The organism is Desulfovibrio faecalis (genome assembly GCF_053570625.1).
The window spans coordinates 3322427-3344014 of record NZ_JBRBQR010000001.1 but is presented as its reverse complement, the minus strand read 5'-3'; the positions used below and the strand labels follow the sequence as shown (position 1 = coordinate 3344014).

Sequence of the window (21588 nt, the reverse complement as noted above, 5' to 3'; positions counted from 1 at the left end):
GCTGCCTGACACATCATGTATGCTTGCCCACCCGCACATCCCGCAGGCGGGAAACCGCGCAAACAGGTACGTGAGCAGTGGAGCTGCCTAATAACACTATTTTCGTATGTTATCACAACCCGCACCGCCCGCCAAGATGAGCGGCATCAATAATTATACTTCCAGGTCAGGCCGCCCTTGGTACTCTGCTGCTCGGTGCGCAGTTCAAGATTGGCCTTCGGGGTCAGCTCCAGCTGAATCACAAAGGCGGTTGTGCCCTGTTTGGCTCCCTGCTGCACGCCCACATAGATATCTTCCGTGAGGTACTTGCCCATTTCCACCGAGCTGCCAGCCGCCATGCCGTCGCCGCCTTGGCCCGACTGGCCCGTCCCGTTTGTGCCGGAAGCGCTGGAATTGAAGCGCAGCACATCAACGCCCAGCACCTGACGTGCAGAATCCAGCACACCACCGCCTCCGCTGCCCGACCCAAATCCGGCCAGCTGCGCCACGGCGGCGGCCAGACGCAGATTTTCAAACCTCCCAAGCTCGCTGGCACTTTTGCCAAAAAGTATCTGGGCCAGAATTTCATCGCGCGGCATTTCAGGGTCGCTGCTCAGGATCAGCTGCATTTTGCGCACCGTGCCCACAATGCTGATATTGGCCATGAGTGCAGGGGTCTGACTGGTGAGCATGATGTCCAGCAGGGGGTTGGATACAGCCCCGCCGCCAAAGGTCACAGCGCCCCGCGCCAGCTTGAAATTTTTGCCCAGAATATCAAGACTGCCTTTTACAGCGCTGAGCTGGCCGGAGATCAGAGGTTCGGCGGGCGTACCGCCTACATGCATGTCTGCCTTCCACTCGCTCTTGAGTCCAAACCCTTCCACGACAAAGCGCCCCGGGATGACAATGCGCAAGTCCAGCAGGCCCGCACTGCCGCCAGAAGCGGGAGCAGTTGGGGCTGGGCCGACGGCTGCGGGGGATGCGGTCTTTTTGCCCTGCGGCACGGCAGGTGTGGGCGGTTCATGCCCTGCTCTGGCCCAGGCGGGCGAAACCTTGCTGATGGGCAGGGTGGTGATGCTGGTGCCCACATCAAGGTTATTGAGCAGCACAAGCCCCTGATTCACGGTGACGGTTCCCCGTACTTGGGGCGCTGCGGCGCTGCCAGCCACGGAAGTCTGCGCCGAAAGTTCCACGCGGATGTCGCGGCGTCGCAAGGGGCGCAGATGGTCAACCACGGCCTTGAAATCAAGCATGCTGCCGTCAAGCCTGGCCTGCCCCGTGATGCGCGCTGTACCGCCCTGCCCATCAGCTGCGCCAAGGTTCAGACGGGCAAGCCCCAATGCGCCGCCACGGCCTTCTTCAAGATCAAGCCGTAGGTTGATGCCCGTGAGCAGCACACCGTACTGCAAATTTTCGTAACGGGTGTCGTCCATGCGCACAAAACCCTTGGGAGCCGGGGCCTCAAGGCTGCCGCCCACATCAAGCGAAAGCGCAAGCCGCCCCGCAAGCCGCTGGTCAGCCACGGGCATAAGGCTCCACAGGGGGGCCACAGCTCCATTCCAGTGCACTGCCGCGCGGAGCGGCCCCTGCATGTTCGGGCTCGGCAATCCGTCCGGCCCGAAAAGAAGGGGCAAACGGGCTTCTACCCGGCATTCCGTACCGCCCAGAGCCACCACCGTGGCCTGATCCGGCACAAGGCGCAGGGCCAGAGCGCCGCTGCCAGCACTGTCCCGCTCCAGCTTGCCGGTAAGCGCAAGATTCATGGGTTTGAGCGCCGCCCCTGGCACCACAAGGCCGCGCACGTCCACGCGCAGATCCCCGCCGGGTTGAGCCGGAGTGCCGGTAAGCCGTGCGCTGGCCTCAAGCTCGCCCTTGGGCAAGGCCGGAATCAGCACATGCCAGGGCGCGAGCGAAAGACGCTCCAACGTAAGGCGCAGATCAAGCTTTTCCGGCCCAAGGGCGGCCTGCGCCCGCAACCTGCCGGAAGGCTTCATGGTTACATCAAGACCGTTGACCTCCAGATCGCCCGCGCCGTAGCGCATTGTGGCCCCTGCCGCCGCGCGCAGGCCCAGCTTTTGCGCGGGCAGGTCAAGATCAAGACGGCGCAGTTCAAGCAGGCCGGGCTGCCAACGCACGGCGCAACGCGTTGCGGCAAATCCACTTGTTTCGAGGCTGGCTTCCAATGGCCCAAATATGGAACCCTGGGCGCGCAGCTTGGCACCAAGGCGGATAGTCCCGCTGCGTACCCCGGCGAGGTCAAGCCGGACGGCAAGCAGGCCCTTGCCGAGGGTATCGGTCAGAACCGCCTCGCCCTCCAGGCCCTGGATTTCCACCGCCGGGTCTTTGCCTGCCCGGTAAGCCATCCGAGGCACTCGCCAGCGAAGCGTTGCCTGCTGTGAGTACGCGGCCTGCGAGGCCGGAGTCTGCGTTTTCAGGGCTTGAGAATTTTTGCCTGATAAATCCTGGCCTGACGAACTTTGAGCAGCTGCGGGCACCGCAGGTTCCACCCGCAGCGAAGCCAGTTCAAGGGAGAGCGCGGCGTCTCCGTCCAGCCGCGCCCCAGGCAACATGGCGGACAACGCCTGCCAGTCCGCCACGCGCACGTCCACCTTGCCGTTCACGCGGGGCATACCGCCTACCAGCGGCGGCAGGGGCAAGGCCGCACTCACCTGGCCAGAACCAGCCACGCCCAGCAACTGGCATTGAAGGTCACGCAGGCCAGCGCGCAAAAGACCATGCCCGTCTTCACTGTCGTTCAGGGCAAAAAGCGTTGCGCCAAGGCGCTGTGGATGGCTATCCACCACGGCGGAGGCCTGCACTTTTACTGTCAGTTCCGCTGCCTGCGCCGCATCTTTTTGTCCGGGGTCTGTCAGCCCGACTTCTGCCGGGGTTGCACTTGTCTGCTTGAAAGCGCCAAGCAGCACCCGCCCCCAGTTGAGCGGCGTGGATTCCAGTTTCAGGGAAATATCCGCCAGGGCATGCCCGCCCACGTTCCACGCGGGGCAATCCAGCGCTATCTGCATATCTGGAGTTTGCAGCGGCCCCTTTGCCGTGATGCGCAACTGGGCGAGTTCCGGCAGCAATGTACTGTTTGTGAAAGGAGCGGCGGCTGATGCAGGTGCGGTCTTTTCAGCAGCGTCTTTTTCCGAATCAGCTTTCCCGCCAGTGTTGGCCTGAATATCCACATCCAGCGGCCCGTCCAACCAGGAAACGGCCTCGCCAGTGTCCCACTTTGCATGCCCGGCAAGATGCAGAGGCCCGGCTTCCACCCGGATGCTTTCCAGCGCGGCGCTGACCCCGGCGGCTCCACCACCAGCGACGGGAGCAGTGACGCGCGCGGCAAGGCGCGCCTGTACATAGGTTCCTTCGCGCAGCAGGGCGGCAAGCACGCCTGACTCGGCGGGCAGATTCCTGGCAGAAGAGATTTCTACGGAAGAAGAACTTGCAGGAGAAGCAGTGGAAGCGTCAGAAGCACTGCGCAATATCGAGGAAAGCTCGGCTGTGGCATCAAGGCCAAGAACTTCGCCCACGTGAGAGGGGGTGAGAATCACTTTGGCTGTTGAGTCAACCCCGTGGATTGCCGCCCCACCAACGTACAAAGGGCTATCTTCCGCACAGGCTATTCTGAGCAGCAAGAAGGCTTTCGCCCCCTGTATTCCACCCTCCACCCGCAGGCTGGCTTCAAGAAGTACATCGGCGGAAGTTTTATTTTTCCCTCCGCCCTGCGCTTCGGGATGCAACGCAGGGCGCACTCCGGGCAATGTCGCGCCGGGTGTCGCTGGCTGGCCCTCTGCGGTAGGAGCCTCCCCACCCAGCAAAGCTTGAGGCAAATGGGCATTGAGGATGTTCAGCCCGCCAAGATGCACCTGCGGCAACCAGCCGGGCAAACCGCCAAGCATGCGTAGCGCATCACCCAGCATGGCGCGCAAGGCAGCCTCAGTCAGGGGCGGCGCAGGCGCAGGAACGGGCGCGTCCGGCAGTATGGGCAGGCGCAACAGTTGCGCGTCATTTACATATACGGAAGCAATGCGCACGACCGAAGGCAGGGCGCGCCAATCCCATTGCGCGCGGCAGTCCGGCAGACGCATCCACAGGCCGTCACCATCGAACAGTTCCAGGCCAAGAGAAAATTCAAAGGGCAAGGAGCCGGAAAGATGGGTAATGCGCGCCCGCACGCCAGCAGGCGGCGTACCGGATCCCGGCGCGGCTTCCATAGCCGTATTGATTTTTTCCGTCAGCCAGCCCTGCACGGATTCGCTGCGCAAGGCCGCGAGGGTTGCGGCAAGGGCAATTACGCACAGCAGCACGCACAGGCCCAGCGCCCAGCCTGCACGGCGCAGCCACTTGCGAAAGGAACCACTACCGCCGCCAGAGGGTTTTCTGTGGCCGGACTGGCCCGCATTGGAGGCAGCCTTGCCGCCCAGAGCGGCAGATGCGGAAGGAGAGGAAGACGGCGGGGCCACGCTGTGTTCCTGATCCATCAGAAAGACTGTCCTATGCTGACGTAAATCTGCACCGGGGGATCGCCGTCAATGGGCTGCAAGGGAAAACCCACATCCAGCCGCACAGGGCCGATGGGCGTATAGTACCGCAGGCCAAGGCCAGCACCCCAGTTCATGTCGCCGATGATGCGCGGCAGCTCGTCCCTGTAGACCATGCCGCCATCCAGAAAAGGCACAATGCCCACATCCTCGGTAATTTTATAGCGCGCCTCAAGATTTACCACCTGATAGGAACGCCCGCCAAGCGGTTCGTCCTTGTGGTCGCGGGGACCGAGCGACTGATAGGCATAGCCCCGCACAGAGCCAGCCCCGCCCGTGTAATAGCGCAAACTGGCCGGAATGGTGCGCAGCCCGGCACCCGCAAGCCCCCCGGCCTCGACCCTGCCCGCCAGCACAAGCTTGTCGTCCGGCAGGCCGTCCTTGCGGAAGGGGGCGTAATAGCCGCTGGCAGAAACAACCCCTGTCATGACGTTGAACGATTCGCCGTAAAAGCCCGTGTAGGGCTTGACCTTGACCGCAAGTTCCGACCCGTCGGAAGGATTGAGGATATTGTTGCGAGTGTCGCGCCGCAGCCCCACCCGTGGCCCGAAAAATCCGTAGCCCTTGGGGTCCTGCTCGTTATCCTTGATGGAGCCGCTTTCGCCCCCAAGGCCCGCGCTGCCCCACCACTGGCGAGAAAGTCGCCGCTCGATGTCGCCGGAGCCGCTGCCCGCAATTTTTTCGTAGGCGCTGGTATCTTCCCGCAGGGTGGAGCCGGTGACGAGCAGTTTCTGCTCCCTGGCCATAAAGGCGGGCTTTTCAAACACCGCCTTGAGGCCTTGCGTTTCCGTAGCCAGCGGCGCTGAAAGCGTGAGTTTTTCACCATTCCCAAAGACATTGCGGTTTTCCCACATGCCTTCCACACCAAGGCCCGTATCCGTATCGTACCGGGCACTGGCCCCCACCGAGTGGAAGGGCGCTTCCGCCACGGTCACTTCCAGCGGCAGCACGGAGGCGCTTTCGCGCCCCGCGCCCCAGGCGAGATTTTCTTCCAGAGGTTTGACCTGCACGGAGCGGAACAAGCCCAGGCCGCGCAGCTTGTTGGCGTAGTCTTCCACCATGTCCGAATCCCACGGTTCCTCGCCCACATTCCAGGGCGCGAGCCGCTGCACGTATTCGGCGTTCACTTCCTTTGCTCCGCGCACTTCGATACGGCCCATGAGCGCCGGAGGACCGGGCCGCACCAGGATATCGGCATTGAGTTTGCGGGCCTCGCGGTCAAGGGTGTAGCTGGTATCCGCCACAGCGGCCAGGGGATAGCCCTGCCGCCGCAAGGATTCTGGCAGGGCATCCACCGCCGCGAGCAGGTCATCGGCGGCAATGGGCTTGCCAATGGCGACACCCGGCAAAACTGTGGGGAAGGACGGCGGGGGCACGGGTTCCGTTTGCAGCCCCCAAAAGCCCACCTCGCGCTGCCGATTGCGGAAAAACTGCGGGATGTCGGGCTCCGGGTCGTAATACACATCGGCGCGGCCCAGGCTGTAACGCTTGCCCGGCGAAAGGACAAGGTCAACAACAACGGGTGAGGCGTCCTTGTCTATTTGAACAGAAGCAAGGCCGTCATAATAGCCTTGGGAGTGCAGCAGGCTTTGCGCGCTGGCGGTGTCGGCTCTGGCGCGCCTTTCAAGAGCCAGCAGGCTGTCTGGCTGTTCCTTGGCAAGCTGCACAAGCTGGCTTGAGGCCTTCATTTGCCCTGCCAGAGAATCAGGGCCGTCCTGCACCTTGATACGCACCTTGTACGGCACGGGCTTACCCTGCCAGGCCGTTTCCAGCCCCGGCGGCGCTGGCTGCGGTTCTTCTGCGGGCGCTCTGGCCAGCAAGCCGCAGCCCCCGGCGCACAGCAGCAACACCAAGACTGCGAAGGCTCGCAGTACGGAAAGGCTGGTCGCCCTCTGGGGGGGTAGTGCGCCAAGGGTGGAGATCATGTCGAATCATACGTTGCCCCGCCGCATGAATCAAGAACCATTCGCAACTGTTGCTTGCAAAAAACTGCCGCTTGGCTAGGATTGATGCAACAGGCCTTGCAGCCTGCGCAACGCATAACAACAGGAAGAAGTATGAATTACGATCTCTGCCTGCACATGGACAGCAAGGACCCCGACATCCTGCGTCTTGTTCTTCGTAATGCGGCCAACTACATCAAAGCCCTGCCCCAAGAACGCTTTCAGCTTGTGGTTGTAGCCAACGGCCCAGCCGTCACCCAGTTCGTCAAGGGCAATGAAGAATTCCGAGCCATTGCGGCCCCCTTGCAGGATCAGGGCCTGCGCATCCTGCTGTGCGCCAACGCGCTGGCCGACAACAAGATCGATCATGCTGGCATCTGGCCCGGCTGCGATGTTGTGCCCGCCGGGCTTGTGGAAATTGTGCGCCTGCAACGCGAAGGCTTCGCCTATATCAAGCCCTAGGACGAACTGCGTTTCTGTGGGCATCTGCGGTGTCTGAGCGCGTTCTACCCTGCGCTTTTTTTACTATTGCTTCCGGTCTGGCCGGGGGAGACAGAGCATGGAATGCTTTGGGGAAATTCTCGACATGGTGCGCCGCCAAAGCCCCGTGGTGCACAGCATTACAAACTATGTGACAGTCAATGACTGCGCAAATATCATTCTGGCTGCGGGGGGATCGCCCATCATGGCTGATGATGCGGCGGAAGTGGAGCAGATTGTGGGCCTCAGTTCGGCTCTGGTTCTCAATATCGGCACCCTCAATACCCGAACGGCGGCATCCATGCTTGCAGCGGGCAAACGCGCCAATGCCCTGAACATTCCTGTTGTGCTCGACCCTGTGGGCGCGGGCGCGTCCAGCCTGCGCAACGAAACGCTGCGCGCCCTGATGCAGGAGGTGCGCTTTGCCGCCATCAAGGGCAACAGTTCTGAAATCCGTTTTCTGGCGGGCGATAAAGCCACGGCGCGCGGCGTTGACGCAGATGAAGGCACACTGGTTTCAGAAGACAACCTTGCCGCCTCGGCCCGCATGGCCATGGACATGTGCGCCGCCACTGGTGCGGTTATCATCATCAGCGGGCGCATAGACATTGTGGCCCACTCAAAAGGGGCCTGGGCCGTCAGCAATGGCGACCCGCTCATGACGCGCATCACCGGCGCAGGCTGTATGACAGCCGCCGTGGTGGGCTGCTGCGTGGGCGCTGCCCCGGCCGAGCTGCCACAGGCCTGCCTGTGCGCCATGTGCTCCATGGGCGTGGCCGGGGAGATCGCCGCAGAAAATATGGGGGCCGTGGGCGGCGGCACAGGCACCTACCGCACTCTGCTGCTGGATGCCATGAGTTCCCTTGACGGCCCCGCCATCACCTGCCGGGGCAAGGTACAGCACATAGCCTGACCTGCGCTCCAGAGTTCAACTACTCACAAAGCCCTCTGCCGCTCGACATTTGAGCGGCAGAGGGCTTTTGCAATTCTGGCTTCGGGCTGGCAGAAAAAACTTTTAGCTCAGCTTACGAATGGATGAGTTACTGCTCTAAATGGGTAGCCGCACAACGCAGAGTACATCGTTGGCGTAGCGCCCATCGCGCTTGTATTCGCGGTAGCCGCGCGAGCGCGCGCAACCCACGGCATACAGCACACCATCCACAGATTCGAGCTGCGAGGTGCATTCGCCCTGTCCTAGAGCCAGCCACTGGGGCCGCAGCTCACGGTTTTCGCCAGGGTGCATGTGGGCTTCGCTGGCGGCCACAAGGGTTCCGCCCGCCTCGGCAAAAAAGCTTGCTGCCCCGGTGATCACTTCGCCATCCCCATTCTTGGGCAGGGTATCGCCCAGCATGTCCGCAAACTGCGGCAGGGAATCGAAAACAATGCCTATGCCACCAACGGCCTGCCCCCCCTGTGGTGCAAACACGGGAGCGCTGTACACATAGGTTGGTTGCGCCGCGCCCTTGGGGTGATACAGTTCAGTGGCGCGAAAGGGCGAGACGGAAAAATCGTCCGAATCCTTGAGCGACAAGGTACGGCGCACATACTCCTCGCCTATCTGCTGCCCGTAAAGACTGCGCTCCCCGGCCTGCGAACAGGCCACAACGGTTCCGCGCGCATCGTAGAGAAACAGGTTTGAGTACACCGTGTAATAGCTGTTGATGTACTCCAGAATATCCTCAAGGCGTGAGAGGTCGCCCCTGCTGACGGACGGCTGCGCAAGGATACGGCGAAAATCCGGGGTCAGCGCCCACCAGCGGCAATCGTTGGCGCGCTCATACAAATTGCGGTCCATTATTTCCACGGTGATGGAGGCCAGAAAGGAGGCATCGTTCAAACGCGAGGCCGTGACCGTTTTTAGCAGGCCATCGGTGAAATAATGGAACTCATGCTCCATTTCGATGCCCATTTTGCGCACAGCATCCAGGATGGGCGGCAAGGCCTGGGCGGCGAGGCGTTCGTCATCCCGCGCATTGCCGCTTTGACGGGCGGCCATTATCTGCCCGTTGAGCGCAGCCAGCGTCAGATCGCCCATAACATCGCCGGCCTGTTCTTCAATGCTGGTCAACTGGGCGGAGAATCCCGCCTCCCGCCGCACAAGGGCAACATCAAGCCCTTCTGCCGCCTTGCTGGCAAACGCGCTTTGCGCGTTGCGCAACACGTGGGTTTGCCATGCCTGCCCCTCATAGCCCTGATAACCTTCTGAAGGACGCGAGACCGCCAGAGTTGCCTTGCTGGCATGACTGGTCACGGTAAAGCTGTCCTCCGGGGTGAGGGCAAAGGAACTCCCGATGGGAACCATCCGCGTATCGCTGCTGGCAAAGGCCTGACCTTTTTCGTCCAGCAGCAGGATGACCATATCCTGCGCAAAGCGGGCCATACCTGCAAAGAGGTCTGCGGTTTCTCCGTCCATATCGAATACAAGACAGAGCACGCCCAGGGGTTCGGCGATACCTTCGCCCCTGATGGCGTGGGAATATACAAGGGCCGACCTGCCATCGGGGGAGAGGTCTGTAGGCCGAAAGGTTTCCACAAATTCCTGCGCGGCCAGCGTCTGCCTGACCAGCGGATCTTTTGAGGCACTCACAGGCCTTTTGGTATCAAGCTGCACGCACACCCGGCCCTGAGGATCAAGCACCAAGATGTCACGGTACACGCTATATTTTGAGCGGTAGGCAGCAAGCCGGGCGCGCAGCGTGGGTACATCGCATGCGCCGCTCTGCAAAAAGCCCACAATCTCGCCATCTGTTGCCAGAAAGCTCACGTCCGCAGTGCGCTCATAAAGATTGCGCTTGATGATGTCCATGACCACCTGGGCCACAGGCGACATTTCGCGCACGGCTTTTTCAAGCAGCTTTTCGCCCAGCATGCTGGTCATGTCCTGCCGCAGCAGGCCAAACGTATCGCGGGTCTTGAAGATGAAATCAAAGAGGGTGGCGGCAATGGCGTTGCAATTGATCTTGCCCGTGAGGGCAATCCACGTCCATTGCCGTTCCAGTTGAGAAAATACCGTGTGGCATCGCCTGATATCAGGCATAAAGGGAATCAGCTGCTCAACGGCCTCTTTCGTGGACGCATGGGGGTCGCGCACAATCACCTCGCTCGGATTTTCTCTTGGCGCCGCAAGGCAGAGCAAAAAAACGGACGGTTAATAATCCGTTGCAAATTACAGTAGCTGTATCAAAACTCAAGCGGGGGGGCAAAGAACCTCTAAAAAATTTACACAAAAGTCAATGCTACTCTCTTTTTTTTTAAAGAGGTATTTTTGCACACCTTGTGATTTGTCTTATTGAAAATGATAAGCAACAAACAGTAAATTTGTTAGCACACTAATCATCCATGACAGTCAAATATACTTTAGGTTCTTGCATTTAAACATGTATTCAATACACACAATCAAATTATTATTTGTATTGCGGACAGAGTAGCACACCATAAGCTTATCGACAGTATAATAAAAACTTAAGAGCTTTTGTCTGAAAGGCCTTGCCATTCATGGCAGGGAACCATGAGCCACCACAAAAAATCATGCTGGCGGCGCAAACAGCAACACCCCCGCAGGGCATGCCCTGCGGGGGTGAACTATCAAAATGAACGGAAGGATATTGCCGCTCGCGGTGTTGATGCTTTAGCTGTTCTTGCGCTTGCCTGCGGTCTGGTAGCGCTTCATGGCCGAAAGTTCGGCCTTGCGCAAACGGATGGAAAGAGGCGTGACTTCCACCAGTTCATCTTCGCGCACAAAGTGCAGGGCATGTTCAAGGGTCATTTTTTTCACCGGAGTAAGGGTGACGTTTTCATCCTTGCCCGAAGCGCGCAGGTTGGTGAGCTTCTTTTCCTTGGTGGGGTTCACATCGATGTCGTTATCGCGGTTGTGTTCACCCACGATCATGCCTTCGTACACCGGGTCGCCGGGCTCCACAAACAGAACGCCGCGCGGCTCAAGGTTAAAGAGGGCGTAGGCCACGCCAGCGCCAGCGCGGTCGGCAACGATGGACCCCGTGTAACGCGTGGGGAAATCGCCGCGCCATTCTTCGTAGCCTTCCACATAGGAGTTCATGATGCCGGTACCCTTGGTATCGGTGAGGAACTCGTCGCGGTAGCCGATAAGCCCGCGCGAAGGCACGCTGAACTCAAGGCGCACACGGCCCGTGCCGTTGTTGACGCAGTTGAGCATACGGCCCTTGCGCTGGGCCAGCTTGTCAGTCACCACGCCCATGAACACTTCGTCGCAGTCCACGTACAGGCGTTCGATGGGTTCGATGACCTTGCCGTTATCGTCCTTGCGCAGAATAACTTCGGGGCGGCCGACGGAAAGTTCAAAACCTTCGCGGCGCATGGTTTCGATAAGGATGGCCATCTGAAATTCGCCACGGCCCTTGACCAGGAAGGCGTCACGGTCTGCCGTGTTTTCCACGCGCACGGCCACGTTGCGCAGGGTTTCCTTGACCAGGCGGTCATAGATGGCGCGGCTCTGCACAATCTTGCCCTCGCGACCGGCCAGGGGAGAACTGTTGATGCCAAAGCGCATGGCCACAGTGGGCTCATCCACGCGGATACGGGGCATGGCGCGGGGATTGTCGCGGGTGCAGATGGTATCGCCGATGGTCACATCTTCAATACCTGCCAGAACCACGATGTCGCCGGGCAGGGCCTTTTCCACTTCCACCACCTGCAATCCATCATACACCTGAAGCTTGGTGGCGCGCAGGGGCTTGGCCTGACCGTCCTCACCAATGCAAGCCAGGGCTTCCTTGGCGAAAACAGTGCCGTGCATGATGCGGCCCACGGCCAGACGGCCCAGATAGTCGGAATAGTCAAGGTCGGCCACCAGCATCTGGAAGGGCTGCTCCGGGTCGTAGCTGGGCCCGGGGATGTACTTAACAATGGCATCGAACAGGGGCGAAAGGTCCTTCTGCTCGTCGTCAATGTTGTTCATGGCCACGCCAGCGCGCCCAATGGCGTACAGCACAGGAAATTCAAGCTGGTGCTCGTTGGCGTCCAGATCAATGAACAGGTCGTAAATTTCGTTGAGCACTTCCTGGGGGCGGGCGTCCTTGCGGTCAATCTTGTTGATGACCACAACCACGGGCAGACCGGCCTCAAGGGTTTTGCGCAACACAAAGCGCGTTTGCGGCAGCGGCCCTTCAGAGGAGTCCACCAGCAGGATTGCGCCGGTAGCCATGGAGAGAGAACGCTCCACTTCGCCGCCAAAGTCGGCGTGGCCAGGGGTGTCAATGATATTGATCTTGACCCCTTTCCAGTTGACGGCGCAGTTCTTGGCGGCAATGGTGATGCCGCGTTCGCGTTCCAGATCCATTTTGTCCATCACGCGGTCGTCAACCTGCTGGTCGGCGCGGAACACGCCGCCCTGTTTGAACAGACCGTCCACAAGGGTGGTCTTGCCGTGGTCAACGTGGGCGATAATGGCGACGTTACGAAGGGATTCATTGTGCTGCATGGCTTTGTGCCCTTAAAAAACACTAGGTAGTGCGGTTTTGTTCCCCGCCGGGGGGAGATTCCGACTGGCAGCGAAGCTGCGCCAGTTCAGCGCCGGGTGCGGCCGACGCAGGCAGGGGGAAAAACCGGCAGTCGGTATTGTTTGTTCTTTAATGATGTCCGGGCCGCGCTTTTACGCACTTTTCAGAGTTTTGTCACCATGGCGCGGATGAGCCGACCCAGATTTTTGCCCGCCACTGCGGCCACTGCGAGGATTTCTTCCAAGGGGGCCGGGGTCATGCAGTCAGGTAAATTTTTATTGGTCAAACATGAAAGGCCAAGTACACGCATGCCCATATGCCGTGCCGCAATGATCTCAAGTACAGTGCTCATGCCCACGGCATCCGCTCCCCACTGGCGGTACATGCGTGTTTCTGCGGGCGTTTCCATTTCCGGCCCATGCACGCCAATGTATACGCCGCGCTCAAGCCGCAGGCCCATTTTTGCCGCAGTTTCCATGGCCATCGCCCGCAAATCCGCGTCCAGAGGCGCGCACATGTCGGGGAAGCGCGGCCCCCACGCCTCAACATTGATCCCGGTTAGGGGCGAATGACCGGTATTATTGATGATGTCGCTCATGCACATGATGCCGCCAGCATCGAACTGCGGGTTCAGCCCGCCAGCCGCATTGGTGATAACAAGCGTTTTCACGCCCATCAGCGCCATAACCCGTACTCCCATGCAGACCTCTGCCGGGGTGCGTCCTTCATAGAGATGGCAGCGACCTTGCTGGATAAGCGCATAGCGCCCTATGGAGTCGTCCTCTCCACACGCTCCGGCAAACCGGCCCCATACAAATGCGCCCGCATGCCCTTCCACGCTGGAAGCGGGGAAACCCGGCAAGTCGGTATAGGGAACAACAACACGGCCTTGCAGCTTTTCTGCCAGAGCAGAAAGCCCCGTACCCAGCACAATGCCTACAGGTGCATCCGCATCGGGCGCGGCCTTGGGATCAAGCCTGCGCGCTCCCAAGGGCAAAGCCAGAGGCCCCTGCGCGGCCTGAATGGCGTCACGCAGTGCCGTTGCGGCGCGCTGGACATCCTGAAAATTTTGCATAGAATCCCCTCCTGAAAAATACGCTCAGTGGTCTGCTGTCAGGCCGCAATCCGCGCCGCGCGTTCCTTTGCCGCTGCGCGGCTTTTTGTGCCGGACAGCCCCTGCGCGAGTGGATTTTCGCGCCAAAAGCGGGTAAGAGGTGCGGATGCACAGTCTGTATAGCTCGCCAATCGACACCCCACAAGGGGGGAGCGGGCAACGAAACAGAACCGTAACACCCCGCGATGCAAATCCAAACTCCGGCACACGCCCGCTCCGCCTCTTGGGCAATCGCGGCCATGCCGGGCATAAACCAACACAAAAAAGCGCAATTCAATGAGGGAGACAGGCTTGGACAAAGCTCAGGACAGCATTCCCCTGCAAAAGCACAAAATTCTGGTGGCCAACCGTGGCGAAATAGCCATGCGCATCATGCGCGCCTGCCGCAAGCTTGGAGTGGCCTTTACCGCCATCTTCACGGCTGAGGACGCGGCATCGGGCCATGTGCGCCTGGCGCGCGAACAAGGCGGAGAAAAAAGCCTGTACCGCGTGTCATCTTACCATGACGCCAACGAACTTATGGCCGTGGCCGACGAGGCGGGCTGCACAGCAGTTCACCCCGGCTACGGTTTTTTTGCCGAGGATTTTCGTTTTGCACGCCGCGTAACCAAACGCGACCGGAAACTTATCTTCATCGGCCCCTCGTGGAAAATCATTCGCGAGCTGGGCGACAAAATCAACACCAAGCGCCTGGCGCGCAGTCTGGGCGTACCTACCGTCCCCGGTTCCGACCGCCCCATCTATGACGAGATGGAAGCCGAACGCATCGCCAAAAGCGTGTTCGAGTTTCAGGATCAGCAGGGCATCACGCGCCCGCTGGTGCTGGTCAAGGCTTCCGCTGGCGGCGGCGGCATGGGCATTGAGGAAGTGTACGACCCGGATCAGTTTCGCTCGGTCTACCGCCGCATCCGCAGCTACGCCCTGCGCCAGTTCAAGGATGAAGGCGTGCTCATCGAGCAGCGCATCACCGACTTCAACCACCTTGAAGTGCAGGTGGTTTCTGACCGTTCAGGGCAGAATCCCGTGCATTTCGGCACCCGCAACTGCTCCATTCAGTCCACTGGCCGCCAGAAGCGCATTGAGATCGCCCCGGGCTTTGCCCCCGATGAACTCAAGTACACTTTTGACGCGGGCAAGGTGCTGCGCGATATTGTTGACTACTCCCTCACCATGGCCCGCAAGGTGGGCTACGACAACGTGGGAACCTGGGAATGGATTGTGACCCGCAAGGGCGAACCCTTCCTGATGGAAGTGAACACGCGCATTCAGGTGGAAAACGGCGTTTCAGCACGTATTTCAAGGGTGAACGGCAAGGGCGATGTAGACCTCATCGCCGAGCAGATCCGCATTGGCCTTGGCGAGCCGTTGGGCTACGGGCAGTCGGACATCACCTTTGAAGGTCTGGGTATTGAATACCGCCTGATCGCCGAAGACCCGGACAGCAACTTCACCCCCTGGGTGGGCCGCATTGAAAAATTTGCATGGAAAGACCAGCCATGGCTGACCATGCTCACCCATGTTCCGACAACCGAGCCTTACGAAATTCCCACAGAATTTGACCCCAACCTGGCTCTTGCCATCATTTGGGGCAAAGACCTTGAGGAAGCCAAGGCGCGCGGCCTTGAATTTCTTGGGGATCTTCGGCTGGAAGGCCACAATGCATCGGGCGAGGAGCTGAAGTCCAACGTCAACTTCCTTGCGGCCAACACAGAGCGCATTTTGCGCTTCTGACGGGACCAGCCCATGAGCACGGCACCGTACACACATCTGGCGCAGGTTTCCGCTGACTGCGGAAGCTCCTGCGCCGTGACCGGGACGAACAACGTACGCCCCCAGTATGGACGCATGCCGGCAGACAATCCATTGGCCGCCCGGAATTCCGGGGATTTCGCCTACCTAAAAAAACCAGTCTAGCTGGCCCCAATATACTATGGACAACAACATCGAAAAACGCATCCAGAGTCTGCGCGACAGACTTACCTATCTGGTGGACATATTCGCCGGCAAGCACAAGGACAACGCCGACCTGCTTGAAGAAAAGCTGACCGCCTTCACTGCGCGCGTCCGCTCCGGCAATGTGGAAGATCCCTATGCTGAACTTGCCACGGTAGAAGATCTTTTCAACTATGTGGAACGCCGCCTTGAGGGCAGCATCACGCCCATGGACAAGGTGCGCATTGTGCGCCACGCCCAGCGTATCTGCCTGCGCGACATACTTGAAAACGTCTACGACAATTTCACCGAAGTGGGCGGCCAGGACGAGCACAGCCTCGACCCCAGCATGCTCATTGCCCGCGCGGTCATTACCCGCCGCCGGGGCAAAAAGGTGTACACCCAGTCCGTTATGGTTATCGGGCAGGAAAAGGGCCACGGCGCGGAATTCCGCAACGGCGGCTCGGTCAAGCCCTGGGGCAACGCCAAGGCGCAGCAGTACATGCGCGTGGCCGAGACCGAAGGGATACCTGTCCACACCTACATCTTCACGCCTGGCTCGTATCCCATTGAGGATTACCCCGGCGCGGCGCAGCAGATCGCCCGCAACATCTACAGCATGGCTGGCCTGCGCGTGCCCGTAATCGCCGTCATTTCCGAAGGCGGTTCCGGCGGCGCGGAAGCCATCGGCCTTGCCGACAAGCGCCTGATGCTCTCGCACGGCTACTATTCGGTTATTTCACCCGAAGGCGCCGCCGCCATTGAAGGCCGCATCAAGGCTGGCCAGCGCGCCACGCCCGAGCTGATTGAAAGCTGCGCCACTAACCTCAAGATGACTGCGCAGGACAACCTCAAATTCGGCTACATCGACCGTGTGGTGCAGGAACCGCCGCTGGGCGCGCGCCCCTGGCACTTCGACTTTTTCCGCAGTCTGCGGCAGGAAGTGCTGCGCGCCACCGACGAGGTCGTGATCTCCACACGTACCATGCCCGGCCTCAAGGGGCTTGCCCTGGCCCGCGTGCGCAAGCCGGACGCCAACCTGGACGAAATGTACACCCGCTGGGGTCTGACCTCTGCCGCCAAGGACAGGCTGCGCGAACGCCGCCAGCAAAAGTTCTTGCGGCTCTCGCGTCAGGCGGCGCGCGACAGGCGTCCCTTCTTTACCAAGATGGCCGTTGCCACCTGGGACTGGCTCACCAAGCCGTGGGTCAGCTTCAAGTACGATTTCTACCGCAAGCACCAGATGCGCATCCGCACTTTTATGGAAGAAATCGACAACGAGTGGGAAGTGTTCAAGAGCCGCCTGCTGGCCCCCTGGCACAAGCTCACCCGCAAGTTGCCCAGCGCCAAGGCCGAAAGCAGCAAGGTCAAGGAGTTGACCGCCCTGTCTACGTGGTCGGACGATGGCCGCCGCAGCCGGTGGAACTACATTTCGCCGCGCTACAAGACAGACCGGGCCATCACCTGCCCCAACAGCGCCGCCTATGGCTGCCTTGACCTGTGGGGGCCTGACCTCTTTGCCGAATTCGCGGGCGTGTGCAGCCACTGCGGCTACCACTTTCCCATGGAGCCGGAATGGTATGTGAAGAACGTCTTTGACCTCGGCTCGGTCTTTGAATTCAACAGTGAGATTGAAGCGGGCAACCCCCTTGATTTCCCCAACTTCAGCGACCGAGTTCTTGACGCGCAGAAGAAAACAGGGGCCAAGAGCGGCTGCATGACCTTTGAAGCCCGCATAGACAACACCAAGATGGTCGTAGCCATGCTCATGGGCACCTTCCGGGGCGGCTCCGTGGGCGCGGCAGAAGGCTACAAGTTTGTGGAAGCCGCCCAGCGCGCCGCCAAGAAGCGTTATCCCTTCCTGGCCTATGTGCATGGCACGGCGGGCATCCGCATTCAGGAAGGTACGCACGGCGTTATCCAGATGCCCCGCTGCACCGTGGCTGTGCGCCGCTACATTGAATCCGGCGGCCTGTATATGGTGCTGTACGACACCAATTCCTTTGCCGGGCCTGTGGCCAGCTTCCTCGGCTGCTCGCCCTATCAGTTCGCAGTGCGCTCGTCCAACATCGGCTTTGCCGGGCCGGGCGTTATCAAGGAAACCACGGGCATGGACATCCCGCCCAAGTACCACCGCTCGTACCGCGCTCTTTCGCGCGGGCACATTCAGGGCATCTGGGACAGAAGGGAAGTGCGAGCCAACCTCAAGCAGGCCCTGCTGACCATTGGCGGCAGAAACCTGTATTACAGGTAGCGCCCCACTGCGTAGAAAAACGACAAGTATTCCGAGTGACGCGGCGGCCGGGAACAGTCCGGTCGCCATGCGCCGGCGGTTCGGGGGCAGCAGCCCCACCAACCGGAGCGTCGCCAATATATAACGTTAACGGACCCAAGCATGATAAACATATCTGCACTGCTGGACGAAATAAAGGCTTCGCCCTACCGCGAAATAGTCATCAGCACGCCCCACACGGGCAAGGTGACATTTGCGGGCATAAAACAGGGCGACAAGGTGGTAGGCCCGCAGGGCCAGTGGAAGGAAAAGCCCGGGACGCTCATCGCCACGCTTGAACGCGAACGCAATCCCAAATCCATCTGCGCCAACGAAAAAGGCGAGATCAGCCTTCTGCACACCGAACTTGAAGGCACATTTGTGGAGGCTGGCACTCCCCTTGCCGTGGTGCGGCACATGCTCACCCGCGCAGAGGTGGAACGCATCCTGCTCAAAAAAGCCCTGCATCTTTTTGTTGCGCCCGAGCGGGCCAAGTACTACTTCACACCTGAGGTGGACAAAAAAATCCGCGCGGCAGATTCTCAGTCGGTAGCCGTGCGCGAAGGCATGGAACTGCTCATCATGTCGCGCATGAAGCGCGAGGTGCCGCTGGTCTATACGGGGCCTGCGGGCGTTATCTATGCCGTCTACTTCACCTATAACGAAAACATCGACGCCGGAGCGCCCCTCATCGGCGTATGCCCGCAGGATCAGCTTCCCGCCATTCAGGAAGTCATCATGCGCGTGCAGACCGAATGGACTGAAAAAGACTAGGCTCTCCTGCCAGCACAGGCCGTTGGCCCTGCACACGCTGCCGAAAACAGCACGTCTGGGCGCGGCAAATTCGCATACGGGCGGCCCGCCGCCAAGGGAGCACCTATGGGCAATGCACTGCAAATCCGCGTGAGCGCCGTCACCTGGAACGAAGACCTGCTGGAAAAACTCTGGCCCAAACTTACAGAGCTGGCTTTCAGCGTTCCCATCAAGCACGAAAAACATGGAGTGCTTGAAATGGTGAAGGCGCTGGATGAAGGCTTGCAGTTTTTGCCCTGGTCGCCAGCCCGCCGCAAGGCCCTTGGCCCCGGCATTCTTGAAGCCGCAAGGCTCAAGGCCGAACTGGAAGCGGCCCTTGCCGAATGGCAGCCGCGCGAAGCCAACAAGTTGAGCGACTCCCTTGAAGACGTGCTGGATCAGCTCGAAAAGGCGTTTGTAGCCTGAGTCTGAAACTCGAATACCACCTTGGAGCATCACCATGCTGAATAAAGTAATGATTATTGGCCGTCTGGGCCGCGACCCCGAGCTGCGGTACACCCAGAGCGGTTCGCCCGTTGCCACCCTGAATGTCGCCACCGACGAATCCTACACCGACCGTGACGGCAACAAGGTGGATCGCACTGAATGGCACCGCGTTTCTGTTTTTCAGCGCCAGGCAGAAAACTGCGCCAACTTCCTTGCCAAGGGCAGCCTGATCTACGTGGAAGGCAGCCTGCAAACCCGCAAATGGCAGGATCAGCAGGGCCAGGATCGCTATACCACCGAAATCAAGGCTCAACGCGTGCAGTTTCTTGACCGCAAGGGCGGCGATGCCCCGCGTGAGGGCGGCGGTGGCCGTGGATTTGAAGACGACTACGGCGCGCCCGCTGCCTCTGCGGCTCCGCGCGGCAATGCCCCTCGCGGCGGCCAGGGCGCGCAGGGCGGACGCGGCGGCAATGCCCCCCAGGGCGGCAACCGCAAACCGCAGCCCATGGACGATGATCTCGGCCCGGCCTTTCCTTCCGAAGCCTCCAACATGGACGATGTGCCGTTCTAGGGGCTAATCCCTCAGATTTTTGACCGCAAGGCGTGGATGCTACATCCACGCCTTTTTTGTTGCTTCTGTTTTGACGAGGAGCTGGGCATGGTGGTTGAGAAAAATTTCCCCCAGTCAGCAAATTTCTATCCAGCCAAACAGTTTTTCTCCCTATTTCGCTGCCTGCAAGCAATTACGCCAATTCGCGCAACATAGCCTAGCAAAAGACTTTGCGAAAAAAAGCGCACTTTCACATGCTTTTTCGGGTTCAGGCACATTTTTATTGTGAATCCCCCTTCTCTTTTTGCGCGATTCAGCGTATAGGTATCGGTGAATTTTCCGTATTACCCGCTGTGGCTGTGGTTTTTTTGGCGAGTAGTCAGGAAAAGTTTTAAGAGGTAGTTGACTTTTTGTTAGATTATTCACAAGATGCGAACTGAACGCTGCCCTTCCGCATGGCGACGCGGCCACGGAAGGATGCCCACATAACTAAAACACGGAGGATTTCGCAATGTCCAAGCTGGTAGCTCCTCATGGCGGTAAGGGTCTGGTCTGTTGCCTTCTGGAAGGTAAGGCCTTGGATGACGAGAAGAAAAAAGCCGCAGGCCTGAAGCAGATCGAGATTTCTTCCCGCGCCAAGGGCGACCTGATCATGATGGGCATTGGCGGTTTCTCGCCTCTGAACGGCTTCATGAACAAGGCCAACTGGAAGAGCGTCTGCGAAAAGATGACCCTTTCTGACGGCACCTTCTGGCCCGTGCCCGTTACCCTTGATGTTCCCGCTGCTGACGCCAAGGCCCTCAAGGTCGGCGAAGAAGTGGCCCTGGTTCGCAAAGGCGAAATCATGGCTACCATGAAGGTCGAAGAAGTCTATGAAATGACCGAAGCCGACAAAAAGTGGGAATGCGAACTGGTGTTCAAGGGCACTGGCCCTGACTCCGAAAAGTTCTGGGAAGTGGCCCCCGCTGACCACCCCGGCGTGAAGATGGTTCTGGCTCAGAACGAATTCAACGTTGCCGGTACCGTTAAGGTTCTTTCGCAGGGCGAATTCCCCGAAAAGTTCCCCGGCGTGTACATGACCCCTGCTCAGCTGCGCGCCAAGATGGACGAACGCGGCTGGCAGAAGGTTGCCGCTCTTCAGCTGCGCAACCCCATGCACCGCTCGCATGAATACCTGGCCAAGATCGGCGTGGAAGTTTGCGACGGCGTGGTTATCCACTCCCTCGTGGGTTCCCTGAAGCCCGGCGACATCCCCGCCGAAGTGCGCGTGAAGTGCATCGACACCCTGGTTGACAAGTACTTCGTGAAAGACTTCGTCATTCAGGCTGGCTACCCCCTGGACATGCGTTATGCCGGTCCCCGCGAAGCCCTGCTGCACGCCACCTTCCGCCAGAACTACGGCATCAACAACCTGCTGGTTGGCCGCGACCACGCTGGCGTGGGCGACTTCTACGGCATGTTTGAAGCCCAGGAAATCTTCCGCAAGATCCCTGTGCCCGCCGAAACCGGCAAGCGTCTGCTCTGCGAACCGCTGAACATTGACTGGACCTTCTACTGCAAAAAGTGCGACGGCATGGCCAGCATGCGCACCTGCCCCCACACCAAGGAAGATCGCGTCATCCTGTCCGGCACCAAGCTGCGCAAGATGCTCTCCGAAGGCGCGGAAGTGCCGGATCACTTTGGCCGCGCTGAAGTGCTCGTCATCCTGCGCGAATACTATGCCAGCCTGACCGAAAAAGTTGAAATCAAGATGCAGCGTGCGGCCTCCGGCTCCACCATGTAAGCTTGACCGCAGCAACACAACGCGAGAGGACGCCCGAAAGGGCGTCCTTTTGTTTTAGCTGCATCCCCACTGCGGCCAACAGTTATGGCCCCCTGCGGCCTGGGCTTGCCGAATTTGGGCATATTGCCAGCCCTTGCCGTATGCGATCTGAAATAATAGTGCACGGCATACTTTCGCCACAGCCTCCGCAATATAGTTTTGCACAGCCCTTATTGGCGCACAACCACCATGCAACAGAGATGGGGCCGCGCTTTACGAAAAAGCAAAAACAGCCTATA

At 59.8% G+C, this 21588-nt stretch carries 13 protein-coding genes; 8 read left to right on the top strand and 5 right to left on the bottom strand.

What is annotated here, in order from left to right:
* Positions 1 to 146: 146 nt before the first annotated feature.
* Positions 147 to 4460 carry a translocation/assembly module TamB domain-containing protein gene (locus ACUZ79_RS14625; protein ID WP_449252029.1) on the bottom strand — a complete coding sequence of 1438 codons (4314 nt, stop codon included), beginning with the start codon at positions 4458 to 4460 and terminating at the stop codon, positions 147 to 149.
* Complete coding sequence (locus ACUZ79_RS14620; RefSeq protein ID WP_240825448.1) at positions 4460 to 6445, bottom strand: autotransporter assembly complex protein TamA; 1986 nt, start codon at positions 6443 to 6445, stop codon at positions 4460 to 4462. Before ACUZ79_RS14620 ends, ACUZ79_RS14625 begins: the two co-directional genes overlap by 1 nt.
* Before the next feature lie 132 nt (positions 6446 to 6577).
* Here ACUZ79_RS14620 and ACUZ79_RS14615 point away from each other — a divergent pair, with 132 nt between their 5' ends.
* On the top strand, positions 6578 to 6925 hold the full coding sequence (locus ACUZ79_RS14615) for a DsrE family protein (protein WP_240825447.1): 348 nt from the start codon (positions 6578 to 6580) through the stop codon (positions 6923 to 6925).
* Between the two features lie 97 nt (positions 6926 to 7022).
* Complete coding sequence (gene thiM, locus ACUZ79_RS14610) at positions 7023 to 7856, top strand: hydroxyethylthiazole kinase (protein ID WP_240825446.1); 834 nt, start codon at positions 7023 to 7025, stop codon at positions 7854 to 7856.
* 135 nt (positions 7857 to 7991) lie between these two features.
* Here thiM and ACUZ79_RS14605 read toward each other — a convergent pair whose 3' ends face one another.
* The 3 genes from ACUZ79_RS14605 to ACUZ79_RS14595 all read right to left on the bottom strand — a co-directional run bounded on the left by ACUZ79_RS14605 (position 7992) and on the right by ACUZ79_RS14595 (position 13495).
* Positions 7992 to 10034, bottom strand: coding sequence for a chemotaxis protein CheW (locus ACUZ79_RS14605; RefSeq protein ID WP_449252028.1), 2043 nt, complete (start codon positions 10032 to 10034; stop codon positions 7992 to 7994).
* Between the two features lie 537 nt (positions 10035 to 10571).
* Entirely contained in the window at positions 10572 to 12401 is a 1830-nt protein-coding gene (typA, locus tag ACUZ79_RS14600) for a translational GTPase TypA (RefSeq protein WP_449252027.1), read from the bottom strand.
* A 182-nt stretch (positions 12402 to 12583) separates the two neighbouring features.
* Positions 12584 to 13495 (bottom strand): purine-nucleoside phosphorylase, encoded by a 912-nt coding sequence (locus ACUZ79_RS14595; RefSeq protein WP_449252026.1) that lies wholly within the window; start codon positions 13493 to 13495, stop codon positions 12584 to 12586.
* 315 nt (positions 13496 to 13810) lie between these two features.
* Here ACUZ79_RS14595 and ACUZ79_RS14590 point away from each other — a divergent pair, with 315 nt between their 5' ends.
* The 6 genes from ACUZ79_RS14590 to sat all read left to right on the top strand — a co-directional run bounded on the left by ACUZ79_RS14590 (position 13811) and on the right by sat (position 21310).
* The gene (locus ACUZ79_RS14590; protein ID WP_240825442.1) at positions 13811 to 15265 is read left to right on the top strand and encodes a biotin carboxylase N-terminal domain-containing protein; all 1455 of its coding nucleotides are present in this window, start codon (positions 13811 to 13813) and stop codon (positions 15263 to 15265) included.
* Positions 15266 to 15464: 199 nt separating this feature from the next.
* Positions 15465 to 17720: an acetyl-CoA carboxylase carboxyl transferase subunit alpha/beta gene (locus ACUZ79_RS14585; RefSeq protein WP_240825441.1), complete on the top strand. Its 2256-nt coding sequence runs from the start codon at positions 15465 to 15467 to the stop codon at positions 17718 to 17720.
* A 141-nt stretch (positions 17721 to 17861) separates the two neighbouring features.
* Complete coding sequence (locus ACUZ79_RS14580) at positions 17862 to 18512, top strand: biotin attachment protein (protein WP_209818207.1); 651 nt, start codon at positions 17862 to 17864, stop codon at positions 18510 to 18512.
* 105 nt (positions 18513 to 18617) lie between these two features.
* A complete protein-coding gene (locus ACUZ79_RS14575; RefSeq protein WP_240825440.1) occupies positions 18618 to 18956 on the top strand; it encodes a hypothetical protein in 339 nt (112 codons plus the stop codon).
* 34 nt (positions 18957 to 18990) lie between these two features.
* On the top strand, positions 18991 to 19548 hold the full coding sequence (locus ACUZ79_RS14570; protein WP_449252025.1) for a single-stranded DNA-binding protein: 558 nt from the start codon (positions 18991 to 18993) through the stop codon (positions 19546 to 19548).
* Positions 19549 to 20038: 490 nt separating this feature from the next.
* Positions 20039 to 21310 (top strand): sulfate adenylyltransferase, encoded by a 1272-nt coding sequence (sat, locus tag ACUZ79_RS14565; protein ID WP_411330173.1) that lies wholly within the window; start codon positions 20039 to 20041, stop codon positions 21308 to 21310.
* Positions 21311 to 21588 lie beyond the last annotated feature (278 nt).